The organism is Arcicella lustrica, assembly GCF_034930985.1.
GTDB classification, from domain to species: domain Bacteria; phylum Bacteroidota; class Bacteroidia; order Cytophagales; family Spirosomataceae; genus Arcicella; species Arcicella lustrica.
In genome coordinates, this window is sequence record NZ_JAYGIM010000013.1 from 71,194 (window position 1) to 88,858 (window position 17,665).

At 34.0% G+C, this 17,665-nt stretch carries 16 protein-coding genes; 11 read left to right on the plus strand and 5 right to left on the minus strand.

Features of this window, described 5'->3' with window-relative positions; translation table 11 throughout:
• Positions 1-2 precede the first annotated feature (2 nt).
• The gene (locus tag VB798_RS16920; RefSeq protein ID WP_323260455.1) at positions 3-2,906 is read left to right on the plus strand and encodes a WD40 repeat domain-containing protein; all 2,904 of its coding nucleotides are present in this window, start codon (positions 3-5) and stop codon (positions 2,904-2,906) included.
• Between the two features lie 270 nt (positions 2,907-3,176).
• Positions 3,177-3,932, plus strand: a complete 756-nt coding sequence (gene eutC / locus VB798_RS16925) for an ethanolamine ammonia-lyase subunit EutC (protein ID WP_323260457.1) — start codon at positions 3,177-3,179, stop codon at positions 3,930-3,932.
• 416 nt (positions 3,933-4,348) lie between these two features.
• Here eutC and VB798_RS16930 read toward each other — a convergent pair whose 3' ends face one another.
• On the minus strand, positions 4,349-5,014 hold the full coding sequence (locus VB798_RS16930; RefSeq protein ID WP_323260705.1) for a metal-dependent transcriptional regulator: 666 nt from the start codon (positions 5,012-5,014) through the stop codon (positions 4,349-4,351).
• Between the two features lie 247 nt (positions 5,015-5,261).
• On the opposite strand from VB798_RS16930, the gene VB798_RS16935 reads away from it, so the two are divergent.
• From VB798_RS16935 to VB798_RS16950, 4 genes are all read left to right on the plus strand, one after another.
• Positions 5,262-6,572 carry an Nramp family divalent metal transporter gene (locus VB798_RS16935; protein WP_323260459.1) on the plus strand — a complete coding sequence of 437 codons (1,311 nt, stop codon included), beginning with the start codon at positions 5,262-5,264 and terminating at the stop codon, positions 6,570-6,572.
• 28 nt (positions 6,573-6,600) lie between these two features.
• Entirely contained in the window at positions 6,601-6,954 is a 354-nt protein-coding gene (locus VB798_RS16940) for a phage holin family protein (protein ID WP_323260461.1), read from the plus strand.
• A gap of 140 nt (positions 6,955-7,094) precedes the next feature.
• Positions 7,095-7,493: a hypothetical protein gene (locus VB798_RS16945; protein WP_323260463.1), complete on the plus strand. Its 399-nt coding sequence runs from the start codon at positions 7,095-7,097 to the stop codon at positions 7,491-7,493.
• Positions 7,471-8,235 (plus strand): phosphoglycerol geranylgeranyltransferase, encoded by a 765-nt coding sequence (locus VB798_RS16950; RefSeq protein ID WP_323260465.1) that lies wholly within the window; start codon positions 7,471-7,473, stop codon positions 8,233-8,235. Before VB798_RS16945 ends, VB798_RS16950 begins: the two co-directional genes overlap by 23 nt.
• A gap of 50 nt (positions 8,236-8,285) precedes the next feature.
• Here the strand turns inward: VB798_RS16950 and VB798_RS16955 are convergent, their stop codons facing one another.
• Positions 8,286-9,560 carry a Glu/Leu/Phe/Val family dehydrogenase gene (locus tag VB798_RS16955; RefSeq protein WP_323260467.1) on the minus strand — a complete coding sequence of 425 codons (1,275 nt, stop codon included), beginning with the start codon at positions 9,558-9,560 and terminating at the stop codon, positions 8,286-8,288.
• Positions 9,561-9,978: 418 nt separating this feature from the next.
• Here VB798_RS16955 and VB798_RS16960 point away from each other — a divergent pair, with 418 nt between their 5' ends.
• Both VB798_RS16960 and VB798_RS16965 read left to right on the plus strand, forming a co-directional pair.
• Positions 9,979-10,371, plus strand: a complete 393-nt coding sequence (locus VB798_RS16960; protein ID WP_184130671.1) for a TraR/DksA family transcriptional regulator — start codon at positions 9,979-9,981, stop codon at positions 10,369-10,371.
• A 196-nt stretch (positions 10,372-10,567) separates the two neighbouring features.
• Positions 10,568-13,120 carry a M14 family metallopeptidase gene (locus VB798_RS16965; RefSeq protein ID WP_323260469.1) on the plus strand — a complete coding sequence of 851 codons (2,553 nt, stop codon included), beginning with the start codon at positions 10,568-10,570 and terminating at the stop codon, positions 13,118-13,120.
• A 110-nt stretch (positions 13,121-13,230) separates the two neighbouring features.
• Here VB798_RS16965 and VB798_RS16970 read toward each other — a convergent pair whose 3' ends face one another.
• Together VB798_RS16970 and VB798_RS16975 are read right to left on the minus strand one after the other, a co-directional pair.
• Positions 13,231-13,452: a hypothetical protein gene (locus VB798_RS16970; protein ID WP_323260471.1), complete on the minus strand. Its 222-nt coding sequence runs from the start codon at positions 13,450-13,452 to the stop codon at positions 13,231-13,233.
• A gap of 24 nt (positions 13,453-13,476) precedes the next feature.
• A complete protein-coding gene (locus VB798_RS16975) occupies positions 13,477-13,623 on the minus strand; it encodes a hypothetical protein (RefSeq protein ID WP_323260472.1) in 147 nt (48 codons plus the stop codon).
• 106 nt (positions 13,624-13,729) lie between these two features.
• Here VB798_RS16975 and VB798_RS16980 point away from each other — a divergent pair, with 106 nt between their 5' ends.
• The 3 genes from VB798_RS16980 to VB798_RS16990 all read left to right on the plus strand — a co-directional run bounded on the left by VB798_RS16980 (position 13,730) and on the right by VB798_RS16990 (position 16,034).
• Positions 13,730-14,302: a 5-formyltetrahydrofolate cyclo-ligase gene (locus tag VB798_RS16980; RefSeq protein ID WP_323260474.1), complete on the plus strand. Its 573-nt coding sequence runs from the start codon at positions 13,730-13,732 to the stop codon at positions 14,300-14,302.
• Between the two features lie 201 nt (positions 14,303-14,503).
• A complete protein-coding gene (locus VB798_RS16985) occupies positions 14,504-15,001 on the plus strand; it encodes a hypothetical protein (RefSeq protein WP_323260476.1) in 498 nt (165 codons plus the stop codon).
• Positions 15,002-15,041: 40 nt separating this feature from the next.
• Positions 15,042-16,034 carry an aspartate-semialdehyde dehydrogenase gene (locus VB798_RS16990; RefSeq protein WP_323260478.1) on the plus strand — a complete coding sequence of 331 codons (993 nt, stop codon included), beginning with the start codon at positions 15,042-15,044 and terminating at the stop codon, positions 16,032-16,034.
• Between the two features lie 79 nt (positions 16,035-16,113).
• Here the strand turns inward: VB798_RS16990 and VB798_RS16995 are convergent, their stop codons facing one another.
• Positions 16,114-17,646: an FG-GAP repeat domain-containing protein gene (locus tag VB798_RS16995; protein ID WP_323260479.1), complete on the minus strand. Its 1,533-nt coding sequence runs from the start codon at positions 17,644-17,646 to the stop codon at positions 16,114-16,116.
• Positions 17,647-17,665: the final 19 nt, after the last annotated feature.

The window sequence follows — 17,665 nt, forward strand, 5'->3', positions numbered from 1 at the left end:
AGATGAAACAAATATTCGCTCTCCTCTTTTTTATCCTTTTTTTTAATCCTATCCTATTAGTAGGACAAAAATCACCTTGCTGGGATATATATTACTCTGCTGAAAAAGACACAATCAAAGATGCTAAGGGCAATTATAATTATAAAAAAGCATTAGAGAAAATCAATGCTATTTATTTATGCTTAGAGAGTTTTAAAAATAAAGATGCAGACTCTATTAGAAAAAAAACCAACCTGCTCAATATTAAAATTTATAATAACATTAATGACGCAAAAATATTGGCTAACAGAGCTACTAATGAAGTTGAAAAATCTTTAGTTCGAGAGAAAAAAGCCAAGGAACAAGCCATTATAGAAAAAAATAATGCTCAAGCTCTTTATTGGACATCTCAAGCAGAAAAGATAATTCCTATACAAAGTATGAGATTATTAGAAAAAGCGTATAAAAAAACAAAAGATGTCAGTACCATAAATAATATCCGAGATGAAAGCAAAATAATCTTTCAAAAAAGTAATACCCATCAATGGCGAAAGAAAAAGATGTTTGAAAATATTTCAGAAATAAAATTTTCTCCTGATAGTAAATGGCTTTTAGTAATAAGGAAAAATCATCATTACGAAGTTTGGAACACCTCAATGCAAAATCATTATGATTTATATTATAAGAACGACAATGATAAGATAGGTGGAGTTGATTTTTCATGTGATAGTAAGTGGCTTATTATAAGTAGTTTATTTGGCAAAAGGAAAAAAGTTTTGCAAGTTGATGATGGGAAAATCTCTTCTTTTTTAAATAGTGAAAATAATATTTATGATTTATCTTTTTCTTCTAACGGTAAATGGCTTATAAGCATAGATACGAATTACCGTGCAAAAGTCTGGCAATTAGATACATTAAGGTCTCATGGTTTTTTGAGTAAAAACGAAAAAATAGAGAAAGCATCTTTCTCAAAGAATGATAAATGGCTATTAACATTAGACAAAGAGCATCACGCCAAAGTCTGGGAAGTTAATACAGGTAGATTACATTATTCCTTAAAAGATGAAAATAATATTCTTAACGCTACTCTTTCTCCAGATGGTAAGTGGCTTGTGACATTAGATGAAGAAAAGAAATTGAAAATATGGGATGTTTCAAAAAGGGCATTAAAATTCCACAAGAATAATATGTATACTTGGGATGTCTCTTTCTCTTCAGATAGTAATTTAATTATAGTAGTTGATACAACTAAAAATGTAGAGGTATGGGATATTAATAAAGATACTGTTCTTGAATTTTTGAAAAATGATAAAAATATCATTGAAGCCAAATTTTCTCCTGATTATAATTGGTTAATTACAAGAGATAGCACTTTTAATACTAAAATTAGGAATATCGATAACGGTCAAGTTCCTAATTTGTTAAAGAATGAGAATAATATTAGGGATGCTTTTTTTTCACCTGACTGTAGTTGGCTAATCACTATATATGATAGTACAGCAAGTTCTAAAGCATGGAGTTTTAGAAGCGGCGTTTTGTATGATGTATTAAAAGATGATCAGCCTATTTTCGGTGTTGGATTTTCAAATGATAGCAAATGGGTAAAGACCAATAAATTATTCAGTACATCTAAAGTATGGCAAATAAAAGAAGGGATATTTCTTGATCTTTTTAAAAATGAGAACAATATTTTTAATCCCAAATTTTCTCCCAATAGTAAATGGCTTATTACAACAGAAGATGAAGAGCAAGGTATTCAAACGTTGTGGGAAATTACTTCAGATGAAATAACTAATATCTCTAAATCTCATAAAGAAATTAAAACATCCTCATTGTCTTCAGATGGCAAATGGATCATCATTGAAAATTTTGATGATTCCATTAACATTTTGGCAACAACAACTTGGCAAGTACCTTATTTTTTAAGAGATATAAAAAATATAAAAAAAGCCTCTTTTGATTATAATAGTCAATGGCTTGTTATTCAAAAACAGTATGAAGAATATGTCGAGGTATGGGACTTGAAAAACGAACGTCCTGCGGAGTTTTTAATTGGTAAAGAGAGATATACCAATATTTCATTTTCCTCAGATGGCAAATGGTTTATTGGGAGTAAGTTTTTAGGTAATACCGATATTTTGCAGGTTGATAGTGGAGAAAAATTAGATTGTATCAAAGATAAAAATATTTTTAGAGCATCATTTTCTCCAGATAGTAAATTTTTGGCTATACTAACAGGTATTATAAGTGATATAACAATATGGCAAGTTGAGCAACAGAAAGATAGAACACCAAGTTTCTTAAAAGGTATTAATAATTATGTAAGTGTATCATTTTCTGCCGATAATAAATGGATTGTTACAAGAGAGAAATTAATAGGAAACTTTTTGAAAATAAGAGATATAAATAATGGGGAATCTCCCAAATTTATAGAAAATGAAGACAATATTGCAATTGATTTTTTTTCACCTGATGGTAAATGGTTTGTTTCGAGTAATGATATATTTCGCCAGAATACTAAAATAAGAAATATAGAAAACGGTATTCCTCCATTTTTTATGAAAAATGAAAATGGTATTCTTCAACTTGAGTTTTCTAAAAATGCTCAATTTTTGGTTATAAGACAGAACGGAAGCCACCAAGTAAAAACGTATGATACCTTTGCGGGTAAACTAATTCAAACCTTATGGTTAAATAAAGTACCAACAGATATTGATATTATAAACAATCGCTATCTCTATGTCACAGTTGGCAAAGCCATTGTTAAAACAGATTTACAAACACAGCAGGGTAATTTAATGAGTTACGGTGATGGCGAACCTTTAGATTATAAATTTGAGGAAATACAAGAATGGATAAAGGCTTTTGGAGATAAATACCTCTTGCCTTTGGATGAGGAGATAAAGAAGAAATATGGAGTGGATTGAGTGATGAGTTTTGAATGCGGAGTGAGGAGTTTTTTCTTTTTAATAGGGCGGGAATTTATTCCCGTCATTCATATTAATTTAGCATTAATTAGATTATAAAATATTTATTCCCAATTGATTGGGTGTAAATTGAATTTTAAAAATATTCATCGATTGGAGGGAATAAATTCCCACGCTATTGATACATAAATAGAATTTGATAATAATTTTCTTAATTCAATGATTAATCACTAAATCGCTCATTCATTAAATCCCTCAATGAATCACAACATGGAAATCAACAAAGCCGACCAATGGCAATTTTTGCAAAATTATACTCCCGCTCGTATTGCTCGTGGTCGGGTTGGGCATAGTTTGCCTACGACAGAGTTGTTGAAATTTCAAGCAGACCATGCGCAAGCCCGTGATGCTGTTTATTCAGATTTAAAAGTAGCAGAATTGTTTCAGTCCTTTTTACTGCATTTTAATTTGGAAGTATTAAGGCTACAAAGTGAAGTAAAATCTCGTTCACAATATTTACAAAGACCCGATTTAGGTAGAACAATCAACCAAGCATCCAGAAAAATTTTATTGGAAGAAGATGCCAGCGAATCAGATATTTGTTTTGTAATCGCCGATGGACTTTCGGCAACTGCCGTCAATGAACACGCTTTTCCTTTTTTGAATCATTTAATTCCTAAACTTCAAACTGAAAACTGGGAAATCGCCCCGATTTGCATCGTTGAACAAGGACGAGTAGCCATTGCAGATGAAATTGGCTTTTTACTAAAGGCAAGTATCGTAATCATTTTAATTGGCGAACGCCCCGGACTAACATCTCCCGACAGTATGGGTGCGTATATTACATATCAACCACAATTAGGACTGACCGACGAAAGTAGAAATTGTGTTTCGAATATTCGTCCAGAAGGATTAAATTATGAGTTAGCTTCAGAAAAGATTTTCTACTTACTTAATGAAATAAAAGTAAAAAAAATAAGTGGCGTACAATTAAAGGATGAAATGGCAGAAAAACAACTACTTTAAAAAATTGAGTATTTATCGCTAGTCTTCATTTAAGTCAAACGATTTAATATCCTTTATTTTGAATGTAATGTTGAATATATCATTCAAATTACTTGAAATATTAAAATCAACAAAAAAGAGAAAAGACCTAATATTGAGAAAAAACGGTATTATGTTGAAAGATAATCTATAAAAAGAAGGCTTATTTCAGTAAAAACTAGTTAAAAAAGTAAAGGGCGTATTTTTTGTTTCGTCAATAAATTCTTGGTGTTTACCAAATAAAAATATTAGTTCGTACAAAATTTCAGGAAATACACTTGCAATTTTCAATAAATGCTTGACTTAAACTCCATTTTTTGTACCTTTGCACTGCGTTCTTGTAACGCAGATTTTTTAGACCTAGCAACGTGGCGGCGTTGTTAGGTTTTTTTTTGTTCTTAGTTTTTAATACTTTTTACCAGTAAATTTTTGGCTACTTCATGGCTAATAAAATGATTTGATAAGTCACCAAGATTTACATTAAGTGATTTATCGAAATCGTTCAACTCTTTCACAACAATTTGGCAACCCAATGTCAAACCCATTTTGGCTAAATATTGTAAAAAAGTTGCCGAATGCTCAGAAACGCCTACCATCACAACACTTTGTCCAACAGTAATTTCTGAAAGGTTCTGATACCTCAATTCAGGCATAATTCCGAAAGTATCAGGAATTGGGTCACCGTGCGGGTCAAATTTCGGAAAACCTAAAAATTCATCTAATCTTTCAACCAATTCTTCTGAATCAATATGTTCTAATTGTTCTGCAATTTCGTGTACTTCATCCCAATTAAAACCTAACTTTTCTACCAAAAATACTTCCCATAAACGATGCTTTCTGATAACTTTCAATGCCACAGCTTCGCCAAGTTCAGTTAACCTAACACCTTGATATTTCTGATAATTAACTAATTGTTTTTCTGAAAGTTTCCTAAGCATATCCGAAACTGATGCCGCTTTGGTAAGTGTCAGTTCTGCAACAGCATTCGTGCTGACTTCACTGTCGGTTTCCGCAGAAAGCTTATAAATTATTTTAAGGTAGTTTTCTTCTGTGAATGAAGTCATGATGGCAATTTTTGGGGATAATAAGAGCATTATTTGCAACGCAAAGATATTATTTAATAAGCGAATAATTAAATTTTAGATTAATCTAAAAAAATATTTTGAATTGTACTTAACAAAAAATAAATTTACATCACTTATGTAACTATAGTCATTAAACCTTCATTGTAAATCCTTTATGAATTGATTACAAAAAGGAAATAATGATTATTACAATCGACAAACCTTACAATTACATAGCATATTTAATATGAATATAAAAAACACTATTTTAAACCATTCATTACCAGAAGTATATGGTTCTATAAAAGTGCCTAAAACGGGGTCGTTTTATAAAAAATTATGGGCTTTTACAGGACCAGGCTTAATGGTAGCGGTTGGTTATATGGATCCGGGAAACTGGGCGACAGATATTGCTGGTGGTTCAAAATTTGGTTATACGCTCCTTTCCGTAATTCTGATTTCCAACCTTTTTGCGATGCTCCTTCAGCATCTTTCCTTAAAATTAGGCATTGCCACTGGACGAGATTTAGCACAAGCCTGCCGATACGCTTATTCAAAACCTGTTGCCATTGCTTTATGGGTTTTGTGCGAAATTGCCATTGCTGCCTGCGATTTAGCAGAAGTAATTGGTTCAGCCATTGCCATTAATTTACTTTTTGGCTTACCCCTTACAGTAGGCGTCGTCATTACGGTTTTAGATGTTTTAGTACTCTTATACTTTCAAGGAAAAGGCTTTAGGGCTTTAGAATGTATTGTTGCTGGTTTGATTTTCATGATTTTCTGCTGTTTTGGTTATGAAATTTTTGTTTCACAACCATCAGTAAATGAAATTTTGGGAGGTATTTTACCCAAACCTCAAATCATCACCAATCCAGAAATGCTTTATGTTGCCATTGGAATTTTGGGTGCAACAGTAATGCCTCATAATTTGTATTTGCATTCTAGCATTGTTCAAACTCGTAATTTTGAAAAAAACAGTGAAGGAAAACGTTCTGCCATCTTTTTTGCAACGATAGATTCCAACTTGTCTTTATCACTTGCCTTTTTTATCAATGCTGCCATTCTGATTATTTCAGCGGCAACTTTCCACAATACGGGCAATCAAAATGTAGCAGACATCAACGATGCTTATCATTTACTTGACCCCGTTTTGGGTGTAAAATTCGCTGGTATATTTTTTGCTGTAGCCTTATTGGCTTCTGGTCAAAACTCTACATTAACAGGTACTTTGGCTGGGCAAATTGTCATGGAAGGTTTTTTGAATTTAAGACTAAAACCTTGGTTGAGACGACTTATTACTCGTTTAATAGCCGTAATTCCAGCGCTGATTGTTACAATTATTTATGGAGAAAAAGGTACGGGAGATTTATTGGTATTGAGTCAAGTAATTTTATCCTTACAACTTAGTTTTGCAGTGGTTCCTTTGATTGTTTTCACAAGTGATAAAACTCAAATGGGTGAATTTGTGAATTCAAAATTGATGAAAATTTGCGCTTGGATTGTAGCAATTATCATCATTGCCTTGAATGGATATTTGCTTTGGGATACTATTTTTTAGTTATTTGTATTGAAAAAATAGGTAAGCCATGAAAATACCAGAGACAAACGGATTGATTGAAAATATTTATAAGTACGTTCAAACGCACATAGAAATTGCCAAACTTGAAGTAGAAGAGCGTGTTCAAGAAACGATTAAAAAGTTGGTTATCGGAGCAATCCTTGTACTTTCAGCGGGAATGCTTTTCATGTTTTCATTGCTGACTTTGGCTTTATTTTTAAACCATGTTTTCAAAAGTGAATATCTTGGTTTTCTTGCAGTTACGATTTTGTTAGCAATTGTTGTCGCTTATGTTTTCCATCTTGGAAAAACCTTACTTAAACCTGATACAATCACAGAAAGTATTGAAGAAGAAGTTGAAACAGTATTTCAAGAAAATTAAAAAAGAATTCTTTCTTTAAATTTTCAGTCAAAAAAGCAATTTTTATTACTTTTGAGTAGTTTTAGAGACGTACACAGTTATTGTATTAGTAAGTTTCGTAATGAATTTTATTCGGACAATAACAGAACCACGTGAAGATTATGTTTCCAGTAGTAAGCCCAAAAAGAATCTCTGAACGTAAACGAGAGTTACATTTAGAAGCAAAAGCATATAAAGAAACGATTGACGGACAAGTAAGTGACCTTAAATCAGAGGCGACTCGTATCGGTACAACCGCACTGATTGTGGGTGGCGTTTTGGCCACTACTTATTTGATATTTAGTTTTTTCAGTTCAGATTCTGACAAAAAAGTAACAACTAAGGTTTCAGAAAATACTAATCTGCCTGTTGTTGTAAAAAAAGAAAAAACGAAAGAATCTTGGCTTATTTCATCTATTAAAGGTTACATGCTGTCATTTTTAATGGCAATAGCCAAAGACAAAGTCATGGAAGCCCTTTCGATTTTAAAAGAAAATCATGCAGAGAAATCTTCTCAATAAATTTTACGAGCTAAAAGCCCAAGGCAAAAAAGCATTTGCTGTCTTGATTGACCCCGACAAAGTCAATGAAGACAGCTTTTCGCATTTAATAGCTTTGAGTAAAGAACAAGCGGTAGATTTCTTTTTTGTGGGCGGTAGCTTAATTACCAGCCACATTATGGAAAAGGTTATTATTGAAATTAAAAAAAGTAGCGACATTCCTGTTATTTTATTTCCAGGAAACAGCTTACATCTTAATAATCAAGTAGATGGCGTGTTGTTTTTATCTTTAATTTCAGGAAGAAACCCTGATTATTTGATTGGACAACAAGTAATTTCCGCACCAATTCTTAAAAGAAGTGGCATAGAAGTTTTACCAACTGGCTACATGATTATTGATAGTGGTCGCCAAACAACAGTTTCGTATATTTCAAATACAACGCCAATTCCGCACGATAAACCAAGTATTGCAGCTTGTACGGCAATGGCTGGCGAAATGTTAGGATTGAAATTGATTTATATGGATGCTGGTTCTGGCGCTTATAATGCCGTTTCACCAGAAATGATTGCCGCCGTACAGCAATCTGTTGAAGTTCCTTTAATTGTTGGCGGAGGAATTAATTCAGCGAAGAAAGCACAAGATGCTTTAAAAGCTGGCGCCGACGTAATTGTTGTAGGCAATGCCATTGAAGAAAGAGTAGATTTAATTAAAGAAATTGCCAAAACGGTAAGAGGCTTTAACGAGCGTTTTGTTAATTCTTAAATATAAAGGATTGTCAACTTTTTAAAAAAATTGACAATCCTAAACATTTATCAATACCCACCACGGAATTTATAAGTATCTGCTACTTTTTTAATCGCTACAATATAAGCGGCAATGCGCATTGGTACTTTAAATTGTTGCGAAGTCAAGAATACTTTATCAAAAGCATCTTTCATAATTCTATCCGAACGGCGATTAATACGGTCTAAATTCCATTTATAACCCATTCTATTTTGAACCCACTCAAAATAAGAAACCGTTACTCCGCCCGCATTTGCTAAAATATCTGGCACAACCAAAATTCCCTTATCATTGATAATATCATCGGCAGATGCTGATGTTGGGCCATTAGCACCTTCCACAATTAATTTCGCTTGAATATAAGGTGCATTTTCATTGTTAATAACATCTTCTTTGGCAGCAGGAACAAGTACATCAACATCTAGTGTCAATAATTCTTCATGACTGATTCTTTCAGCACCCGGAAAATTCTCTAAAGTACCTTTGTTCAAATCTCTGAATTTAATAGCACCTTCAATGTCTATCCCATTTTCATTATAATATGCTCCTGAAATATCAGAAATCGCTTTTACCATTACTCCACGCTCATGCAATAAATTAGCAGCGTGCGAACCTACATTTCCAAAACCCTGCACTGCCGCAGATGATTTATAAGGATTAATTTTCAATTTATCCATTCCAGCCAAAGCCGAAACCATTACTCCTCTACCTGTAGCTTCTGTTCTACCTAATGAACCGCCCAAAACCAGTGGTTTTCCTGTCACAACAGCATTTACAGTCATTCCTTTTGCTTTAGAGTACTCATCCATCAGCCAAGCCATTTCACGAGGCCCAGTACCCATATCTGGTGCAGGAATATCTCTGTCTGGTCCAAAAACATCTAACATCGAAACAGTATAAGCACGCATCAAACGTTCCATTTCGCCAGCAGACATTTCACGAGGATTACATGCAATTCCACCTTTAGCACCACCATAAGGAATATCTACTACGGCACATTTCCAAGTCATCCAAGCAGCTAAAGCTCTTACTTCATCAATATTCACGGCAGGGTCAAAACGAATACCTCCTTTCGACGGTCCAAGTATATTGGAGTGAATCACTCGATAGCCTTCAAATACTTTAATGCTTCCATTATCCATGGTAATGGGTAAACCTACAGTTACCTGACGAGCAGGTACTTTTAAGATGTAATACATTTCATCAGAGATTCCCAATAATTCAACGGCTTTATCAAAGCGTTGCATCATTGATTCTAGCGGATTTTCCTTGTCCTTAATCGGAGCTGGTTCTATGTAAGTCATTGTCTTTGTATCATCGACTACCAACCTTCTAAAAACAGTAATATTAAGAAAATACTATTTCCTGTTTTTTTCTAAATGAATGGTAATCAATGCTTGAGATTAGTTTTTGTTGATAATGCACAAACATAACACTCTTCAAACAACAAAAACAAGTACTTTTAGTGTAAGTAGAAATACCTGATTTTCAATCAAAAAACATAATTTTGAGGTTTTTTTGCTTTTTGCTTTTTAACTTTATGGAAGATAGGTTCATTTGCCAAATATTCATTGGTTTATTTCAAAAATTAAGGAATTATAAAATTTTAGAAAAATTTTATTTATTCTTGAAATATTGCAAATTTTAAAATGAACCATTTATCTTTGTGTAAATTTTAAACGCTACTAATAAAATCTTCAACCCACATAGCCTTATTAGAATATGAACACTATTGTAGAAGAAAAAACTCGTTACTCTGAGGAAGAGCTAAAAGAATTTGAAGTACTTATCACGAGCAAACTTGAAGACGCACGTGGAGAGCTAAACTATATTCGTGAAGCATTGCACAAACGCAATGATCCAGGAACTGACGTTACAGCGGGTAGCTCAAAACCAATGGAAGATGGCGCTGATACTTCAGAAAAAGAAAGTATGAGTCAATTAGCAGCACGTTTACAAAAATTTTCTACGCAATTAGAAAATGCTTTGATTCGTATCAAAAATGGTACTTATGGTGTATGTATTGATACTGGAAAATTAATTCCAAAAGAACGTTTGAGAGCGGTTCCTCATACACAACAAACGATTGAAGCTAAGTTGATGAAACAACGTTAGTTTTCTGAGAAGTAAGTTGAGCATTAAGATTGTAGGGTTTTATAAAATCTCTTCAACAAAACTTCTTGTGTCTTTTGTTTTACTCTTCAAAAATTTAAAATACTTCTGAGCTGTGAATAACATAGCTCCTTTACAATCCTGCATTATCATCATCAAACTAATAAATATGAACAACAATTCTCCTATCAACATTTCAATGAAAAAGCGGTTAGCCGCTTTTTTGTTTTTTATACTAGCTCATACTTGTTTCGGACAAGTACCTAACAGCTATTTTCTTCCTCAGAATATTAACTACGACCCAAAGATTCCAACCCCTCAGCAATATTTGGGTTATCAAGTAGGCGACTGGCACATTCAACACGAGCAACTTTTGGGCTACATGAAAAAAGTAGCCGAATTGTCGGATAGAGTAGAACTCAGCGAATATGGACGTACTTATGAAAACCGTCAATTATTACTCCTGACGATTTCTTCGCCTAAGAATCTTGCCAATGTTGATAAAATTAAAGCGGAACATCACAAATTGGTTGAACCCGATAAATCTTCCAGTTTAGATACTAAAAATATGCCTATCGTAGTTTGGATGGGCTATTCTGTACACGGAAACGAAGCAAGTGGTACAAATGCTTCGGTATTAGCTTTGTATTATTTGGCGGCGGCGCAAGGTGCTGAAATAGATTCTATTTTGAATGAATCTGTAATTTTACTCGACCCAAGAATTAATCCTGACGGTGGCGAGCGTTTTTCAAGCTGGGTAAATGCCAATAAAAGTAATAATTTAGTAGCTGACCCAAATAGCCGTGAATTGAATGAAATGTGGCCAGGTGGTCGTTTTAACCACTATTGGTTCGACTTAAACCGTGATTGGCTTTATACTCAACATCCAGAAAGTAAAGGTAGAATTCAGAAATTCCATGAATGGAAACCAAATATTCTGACCGACCACCATGAAATGGGGCCAAACTCTTCTTTCTTTTTCCAACCGGGCATTCCAGCGAGAACACATCCGCTTACTCCAAAAAAGAATATTGATATCACAGAATTAATCGGAAAATTCCATGCTTCGGCTTTAGATAAAATCGGTTCATTGTATTTTACGAAAGAAGGTTATGATGATTTTTATTACGGAAAAGGTTCTACTTTTCCAGACGTTCAAGGAAGTATCGGAATTTTGTTTGAGCAAGCCAGTTCTCGTGGTCATTTGCAAGAAACACAAAATGGCAATATGAGCTTTGCTTTTACGGTAAGAAATCAGTTTGTAACAACACTTTCTACTTTGCGTGCGGCTAAGGCTTTGCGTCAGGATTTGTTAGATTATCAAAGAAATTTCTATCAAGAAAAATCTACTTCAGCTACAAAAGCATTCGTTTTTGGCGGAGGAAATGATAAAGTAAAAGTTTGGGAAATGATAAACATTCTTCGTCAACACGAAATTGATGTTTTCAATGTATCGAAAGATGAAGTATTAGACGGAAAAACGTTCAAAAAAGGAGAAGCATTCGTTGTGCCATTAAGCCAACCACAATATCGTTTGGTTCAAGGAATTTTTGAAAAAAGAACAACTTTTGAAGATTCGCTTTTTTATGATATTTCGGCTTGGTCGATGCCACATTGTTTTAATGTACCATACTCAGAAGCAAAAGTTGCGCTTACTTTAGGCGATAAATTGACCAAAAATGATTTCCCGAAAGGAAAAATCATTGGCAATACTACTTATGGTTATGTGTTTGAATGGGACGGATACTTCGCTCCTAGAACCGCTTATGAATTACAGAAAAAAGGTTACAAGCTAAAAGTAGCAACAGAACCTTTCACGGGGGTTTTTGAAGGTGGTACAAAAAACTTTAGCTACGGAACGGTTGAAGTCACATTTGGCTCAAACCAACAAGCTGATTTTAACGCTTTAAAAAATTTGATACAAACACTTGCCGAACGTGATGGTATTGATTTTTATGCTTTGCAAACGGGATTAACGCCTTCGGGAATTGATTTAGGAAGTAGTTATTTCGCTCCGATGCGTCAGCCTAAAGTATTAATGCTGACTGGTGCAGGCGTGAATCCAAACGATGCTGGCGAAATTTGGCATTTGTTGGATACCAGAGTAAATGTTCCATTAACAATGTCGGATATTACACAAGTAAACCGCATGAGTTTGGAGAAATACAATACTTTGATTCTTTCAAGTGGTGATTACAGTACTTTGAACGAAGAGAAAATCAAAACTTGGGTACGCAACGGCGGAACATTAATTACGTTGACGGATGCTGTAGAATGGGCTGTTGCCAAAGGTTTATCACCTGTAAAAATCAAAACGATTCCTGCTGACACTGCTTCGTTTAAGCCTTATGCTTTGGCTGAACGCTACAAAGGTGCGCAACAAACAAGTGGTGCGATTTTTCAAGTAAAATTAGACCCGACTCACCCGATTGGTTATGGTTATAAAGACCAAACTTTAAGCGTTTTCAGAGATAATAATATTTACTTAGAAAAAATCAAAGATCCATACAATGCTCCATTGATTTACACAAACGACCCGCTTGTGAGTGGTTACGTAACCGAAAGGAACAAGAAATTAATGAAAAATACTCCTTCGGTAGTGGCAACGTCTTTCGGAGCGGGAAAAGTAATTGTGATGACGGATAATCCAAATTTTAGAGCATTTTGGTACGGCACAAACAAATTATTTTTAAATGCTATTTTCTTTGGCTCAACGATACTTTCAGGAGTGCGTGGTGGAGATGAAGACTAATCCATTTTGGATTGGTGATTTCGGGTTTCGGAATCTGTTTTTGAAAGCTTAAGATTTATTATCAATTTAGCCCTTAAATTTTCTAATGTAGAATTTAAGGGCTTTTTTGATTAAATATCCACTGTGTTGATCATCTGGCGTTCAATCTCTTTCATTTCACGCTTTACAGATTCGGCGATGTTTATTTGAAATGCTTTGAAATCTTTCTTTTCATCAGCATTTAATGTTGCGAAGAAAGTATCAAATTCATGTTTAATTTTATCTTTTTCTTTTTCAGAAGATGCTGAAAGCATTCTGTCAAGATATGTTTGGAAGGATTCAAATGCTTTCATAAAACAAGTATTTTAAAAGAAGACCTATTTTTGTTCTTCTTCAAGTTGGTTAATCTTTTGATTTAATTCGTTCAAAATATCTAATAGACTATCTACCGCTTCGCCGTTACCTTCAGCTAAACGAAGCATAGCATAAATTATTTCTCTAAGCTTTTTTAATTGTTCTAACATATTGATTTGATACTTAGGTGTTTGAAAATCAATACATGAATTTAAAAAATAAACTCGAATACTAGTTCAATAATATATTAAGTATTTAAATTTCCCTAACGCATTTATGAACAAACCAGCACTCAGAAAATATTATCTTTCCAAACGAAAAGCCCTTTCTCAAACAGAAGTATTGGCAAAAAGTCAGGCGATTGTCGAGCTTTTTTTTCAGCATTTCAAGCTTGATACTGTAAAATACCTTCATACTTTTCTGCCAATCATCAAGCAAAATGAAATCAATACTTTTTTATTGATTGAAAGACTCCAAACTGAATTTCCACAAGTACAAATTGTTGTGCCAAAGAGTATTCCAGACACATACCAAATGGAACATTATCTGTACAATAAAGAAGCACTTGTTGAAAATAAATGGGGAATTCCAGAACCCGTTTTTGGGGAATTGATTTCGCCAGAAAAGATGTCGATGGTACTTGTTCCTTTGTTGATTTTTGACGAGCAAGGAAATCGTGTTGGCTATGGAAAAGGATTCTATGATCGTTTCCTCCAACAATGTTCTTCAGACCTTATTAAAATCGGTTTATGTCTTGAAGAAGCAATTCCTACAATTGAAGATGTGAATGAATTTGACATCAAAATTGACTACTGTATTACGCCAAATCGACTATATCCGCTCGGATAAAAGCAAAATTTCAATAAAAAACAACATTTCCTACATATTCACTCTACTATTCCCGAGATATTCCTTTTCTCTTCCAATTTTATCAAGTAATTTTGCAAACTTTTTATTTTCCCTGACTTCTAAAGGAAATTAAATTTCAATGATTCAGAAGAGTATTCAAACCAATGATTTATTTCAACGATAAATCATTAGAAAGAAACCATGAAAACTAAGATTTTAATAGGCTTTTTGATGTTTGTAGGTTTCAAAACCTTTGCTCAGGAAGATAAAAGAACTTTGTATCCGATTGCAGTAAAAAGGCAATTGTTCGGCGTAAAATTTATTTATGACCGACAAATAATTGACAATGCTTCGGCTTTACAAATACCATTGTTGCAAGCAAGAGACTCAAAAGTAAATGTGGAGTTTTTGACTTACAAACAACAACAAAGGTTAGTAAAATTGATTAATATCGTTCCCGCAGGACTTTCACTTTATACGATTTTCAATAGAGATAAAGTATCAAGTGGCTTTTATTGGTCAACCGTGGGGAGTACTTTATTGATTTCTTCCTACTTAAATGTAAAGTCAAACATACATTTATCAAAGGCAATTAATCGGTATAACGAAGTAATCAGTAGTAACCAAATCGGTTTGAATATTCAAACCACACCCGAACATCAAGCGGTAGTGGGGATAGGGTTAAGACATAATTTTTAAGCATTTTTTTATATAAATCAATTCATAATCAATTTTAAAAATGAAAGTAGCAGTAGTCGGAGCCACAGGTTTGGTCGGTGGCGAAATCCTTAAAGTGTTAGCGGAACGTAACTTCCCAGTAACAGAAATCATTCCAGTAGCTTCTGAGCGTTCAGTAGGTAAACAGGTAGAATTTAAGGGTAAACAGTACACCGTTGTAGGTTTTGATGATGCTATTAAGATGCAACCAAACGTGGCGATTTTCTCGGCAGGTGGAAGTACTTCTTTGGAATTAGCTCCTAAATTTGCAGCGGTAGGTATTACAGTAGTAGATAACTCTTCAGCTTGGAGAATGGACCCTACTAAAAAACTAGTAGTACCAGAAATAAATGCTTTTACTTTAACATCAGAAGATAAAATTATTGCCAACCCGAATTGTTCTACAATTCAAATGGTGGTAGTAATGAATCCTTTGCACAAAAAATATAAAATCAAGCGTGTGGTTGTTTCTACGTACCAATCAGTAACTGGAACAGGAAAAGCAGCGGTTGATCAATTATTTGCAGAACGTGAAGGACGTACAGACGTTCCTGCGGTATATCCACACAAAATTGACTTGAACGTTTTACCACACATTGATGTATTCTTGGATAATGGTTATACCAAAGAAGAAATGAAAATGGTGAATGAAACCAAGAAAATCATGTTGGATGATTCGATTGCAGTAACAGCAACTACTGTTCGTATCCCAACAATTGGTGGACACTCTGAAGCAGTAAATATTGAATTTGAAAACGACTTCGACGTAGAAGAAGTAAAAAATATTTTAGCAAATGAAGAGGGTATCATTTTACAAGATGACCCTAAGAATTTTGTATATCCAATGCCAATCAATGCACATGGTAAGGATGAAGTTTTTGTTGGACGTATCCGTCGTGATGAAACTCAACCAAACACCATCAATATGTGGATTGTAGCTGACAACCTTCGTAAAGGAGCTGCTACAAACGCTGTGCAAATTGTAGAGTATTTGGCTAAAAACAATCTTATTTAGTAGTTTACAGGTTTGTTTGATAGTAAAATGAAAGCCGAGATTCTTATCTCGGCTTTTTATTTTTGTTGGCTATTCCATGTTACCTTTTCTTATTCTCCAAAACAATCATAGAGGGAGGCATTTTCTTTTCCATCTGCAATTCTTCAATATCGACCATGCCTCTTCTTAAAAACGAACCTAATAGAATGTCGGCGTCGCCATCTTGGTCCATATCTGCTACATCCATCACCATCCATTTGCCTTGATTGGCTTCTGGAAAGGTTGATACTTTAAATTGATTATTACCTTGATTATCAAGTAATAAAAAACCTTCATGTGGCTTTTGTTTAGGGTCGGTAAAGAAAGAAATAGCGGCAATATCCAAATCTCCATCTAAATCAAAATCCGCAGCCATTGCTTTTGAAGCACCAAACATCGGGTAAAAATAGCTTTGCTTAAAATTGCCTTTGCCATCATTCATGAAAATTCTGATACCATGATAACTTTTAAAGGAAATAGATAAATCTGCATTATCGCCATTGGTATAAAGTATATCCAAGAAGCCATCTTTATTAAAATCGGCTAAATCCATATAACTAGAGCCATAAACAGAAGGAAAAGAGAGTACTTGTTTCTCTTCAAAAGTACCATGACCTGAATTGTAAAAGATAAAAATACCTTCACGGGCTTGTGTCATTAGCACCACAATATCTGGTAAATTATCGCCATTCATGTCTTTGATAAAAGTATTTCTGGCTCCGGGCAATTCTTTTAAAATATGTTCTCTCCTATTCACTCCATCGTACCAAGCTAATTTCCCTAATTCATTGCCAAAATTACAGAGTACAAAATCTTCTTTTCCATCTTGATTCAAATCTCCAAAAGAAGCTTGAACTGGTCTTTGCAGAAATTCTAAAATAGGTTTTGATTGTTTTTGCGGTGTGATTTCTAAAAGACTTCCTTTTCGAAAATCATTAGGATCCATTATACCCAGCGTCAATACTCTGAGATTTTTTTGAGAGAAATCTACATCAGCAATTGGGCTTGATACTACCAAAGAATCTTTCATTACACCATTCAAATCGTATTTTTTCAAGAAACTTTGCTCTCCACGCCAAGCCGCATAAATACTTTTTTGGGCAGGATTAAACTTAACGAAAGTAACATAGGGTGTTTTATTGGCAATTCCTTCGATTTTTTTCACCGAAAAATTACTTAATCCTATCGAAATCTTTTCTTTTTTGGCTTGAGGAATTGCTTTTTCTGGAGCATTATCAACATAATATTTGATGATTTTCGCCCAGTCTTCTTTGGCAATAACAGGTTTTTCAGGAAATACTCCCGCTACGGCAAGAAACTGTAATTCCTCTGGATTCATACCTCCATATACTTTGAAAATGTCTGACTCCAAACCAAGTCGATGTGACATTTTGGGTAGAATACTTTTCTCCCAAGTAGCTTTATCCAATAAATCGGGACTAGGAAATTGATGACAACTGCTACAGTAGGTTTGTGCTAATTCTTTGCCATTTTTGTTTGAAGGAACTGGTGGAATATAGGTTTCAGATTTATTCGAATTTGAGCAATTCCACAATAAACCCGCTAAAACCAAAAGGAATAAACGATTTAACATCTCTTAAGATTATTATAAA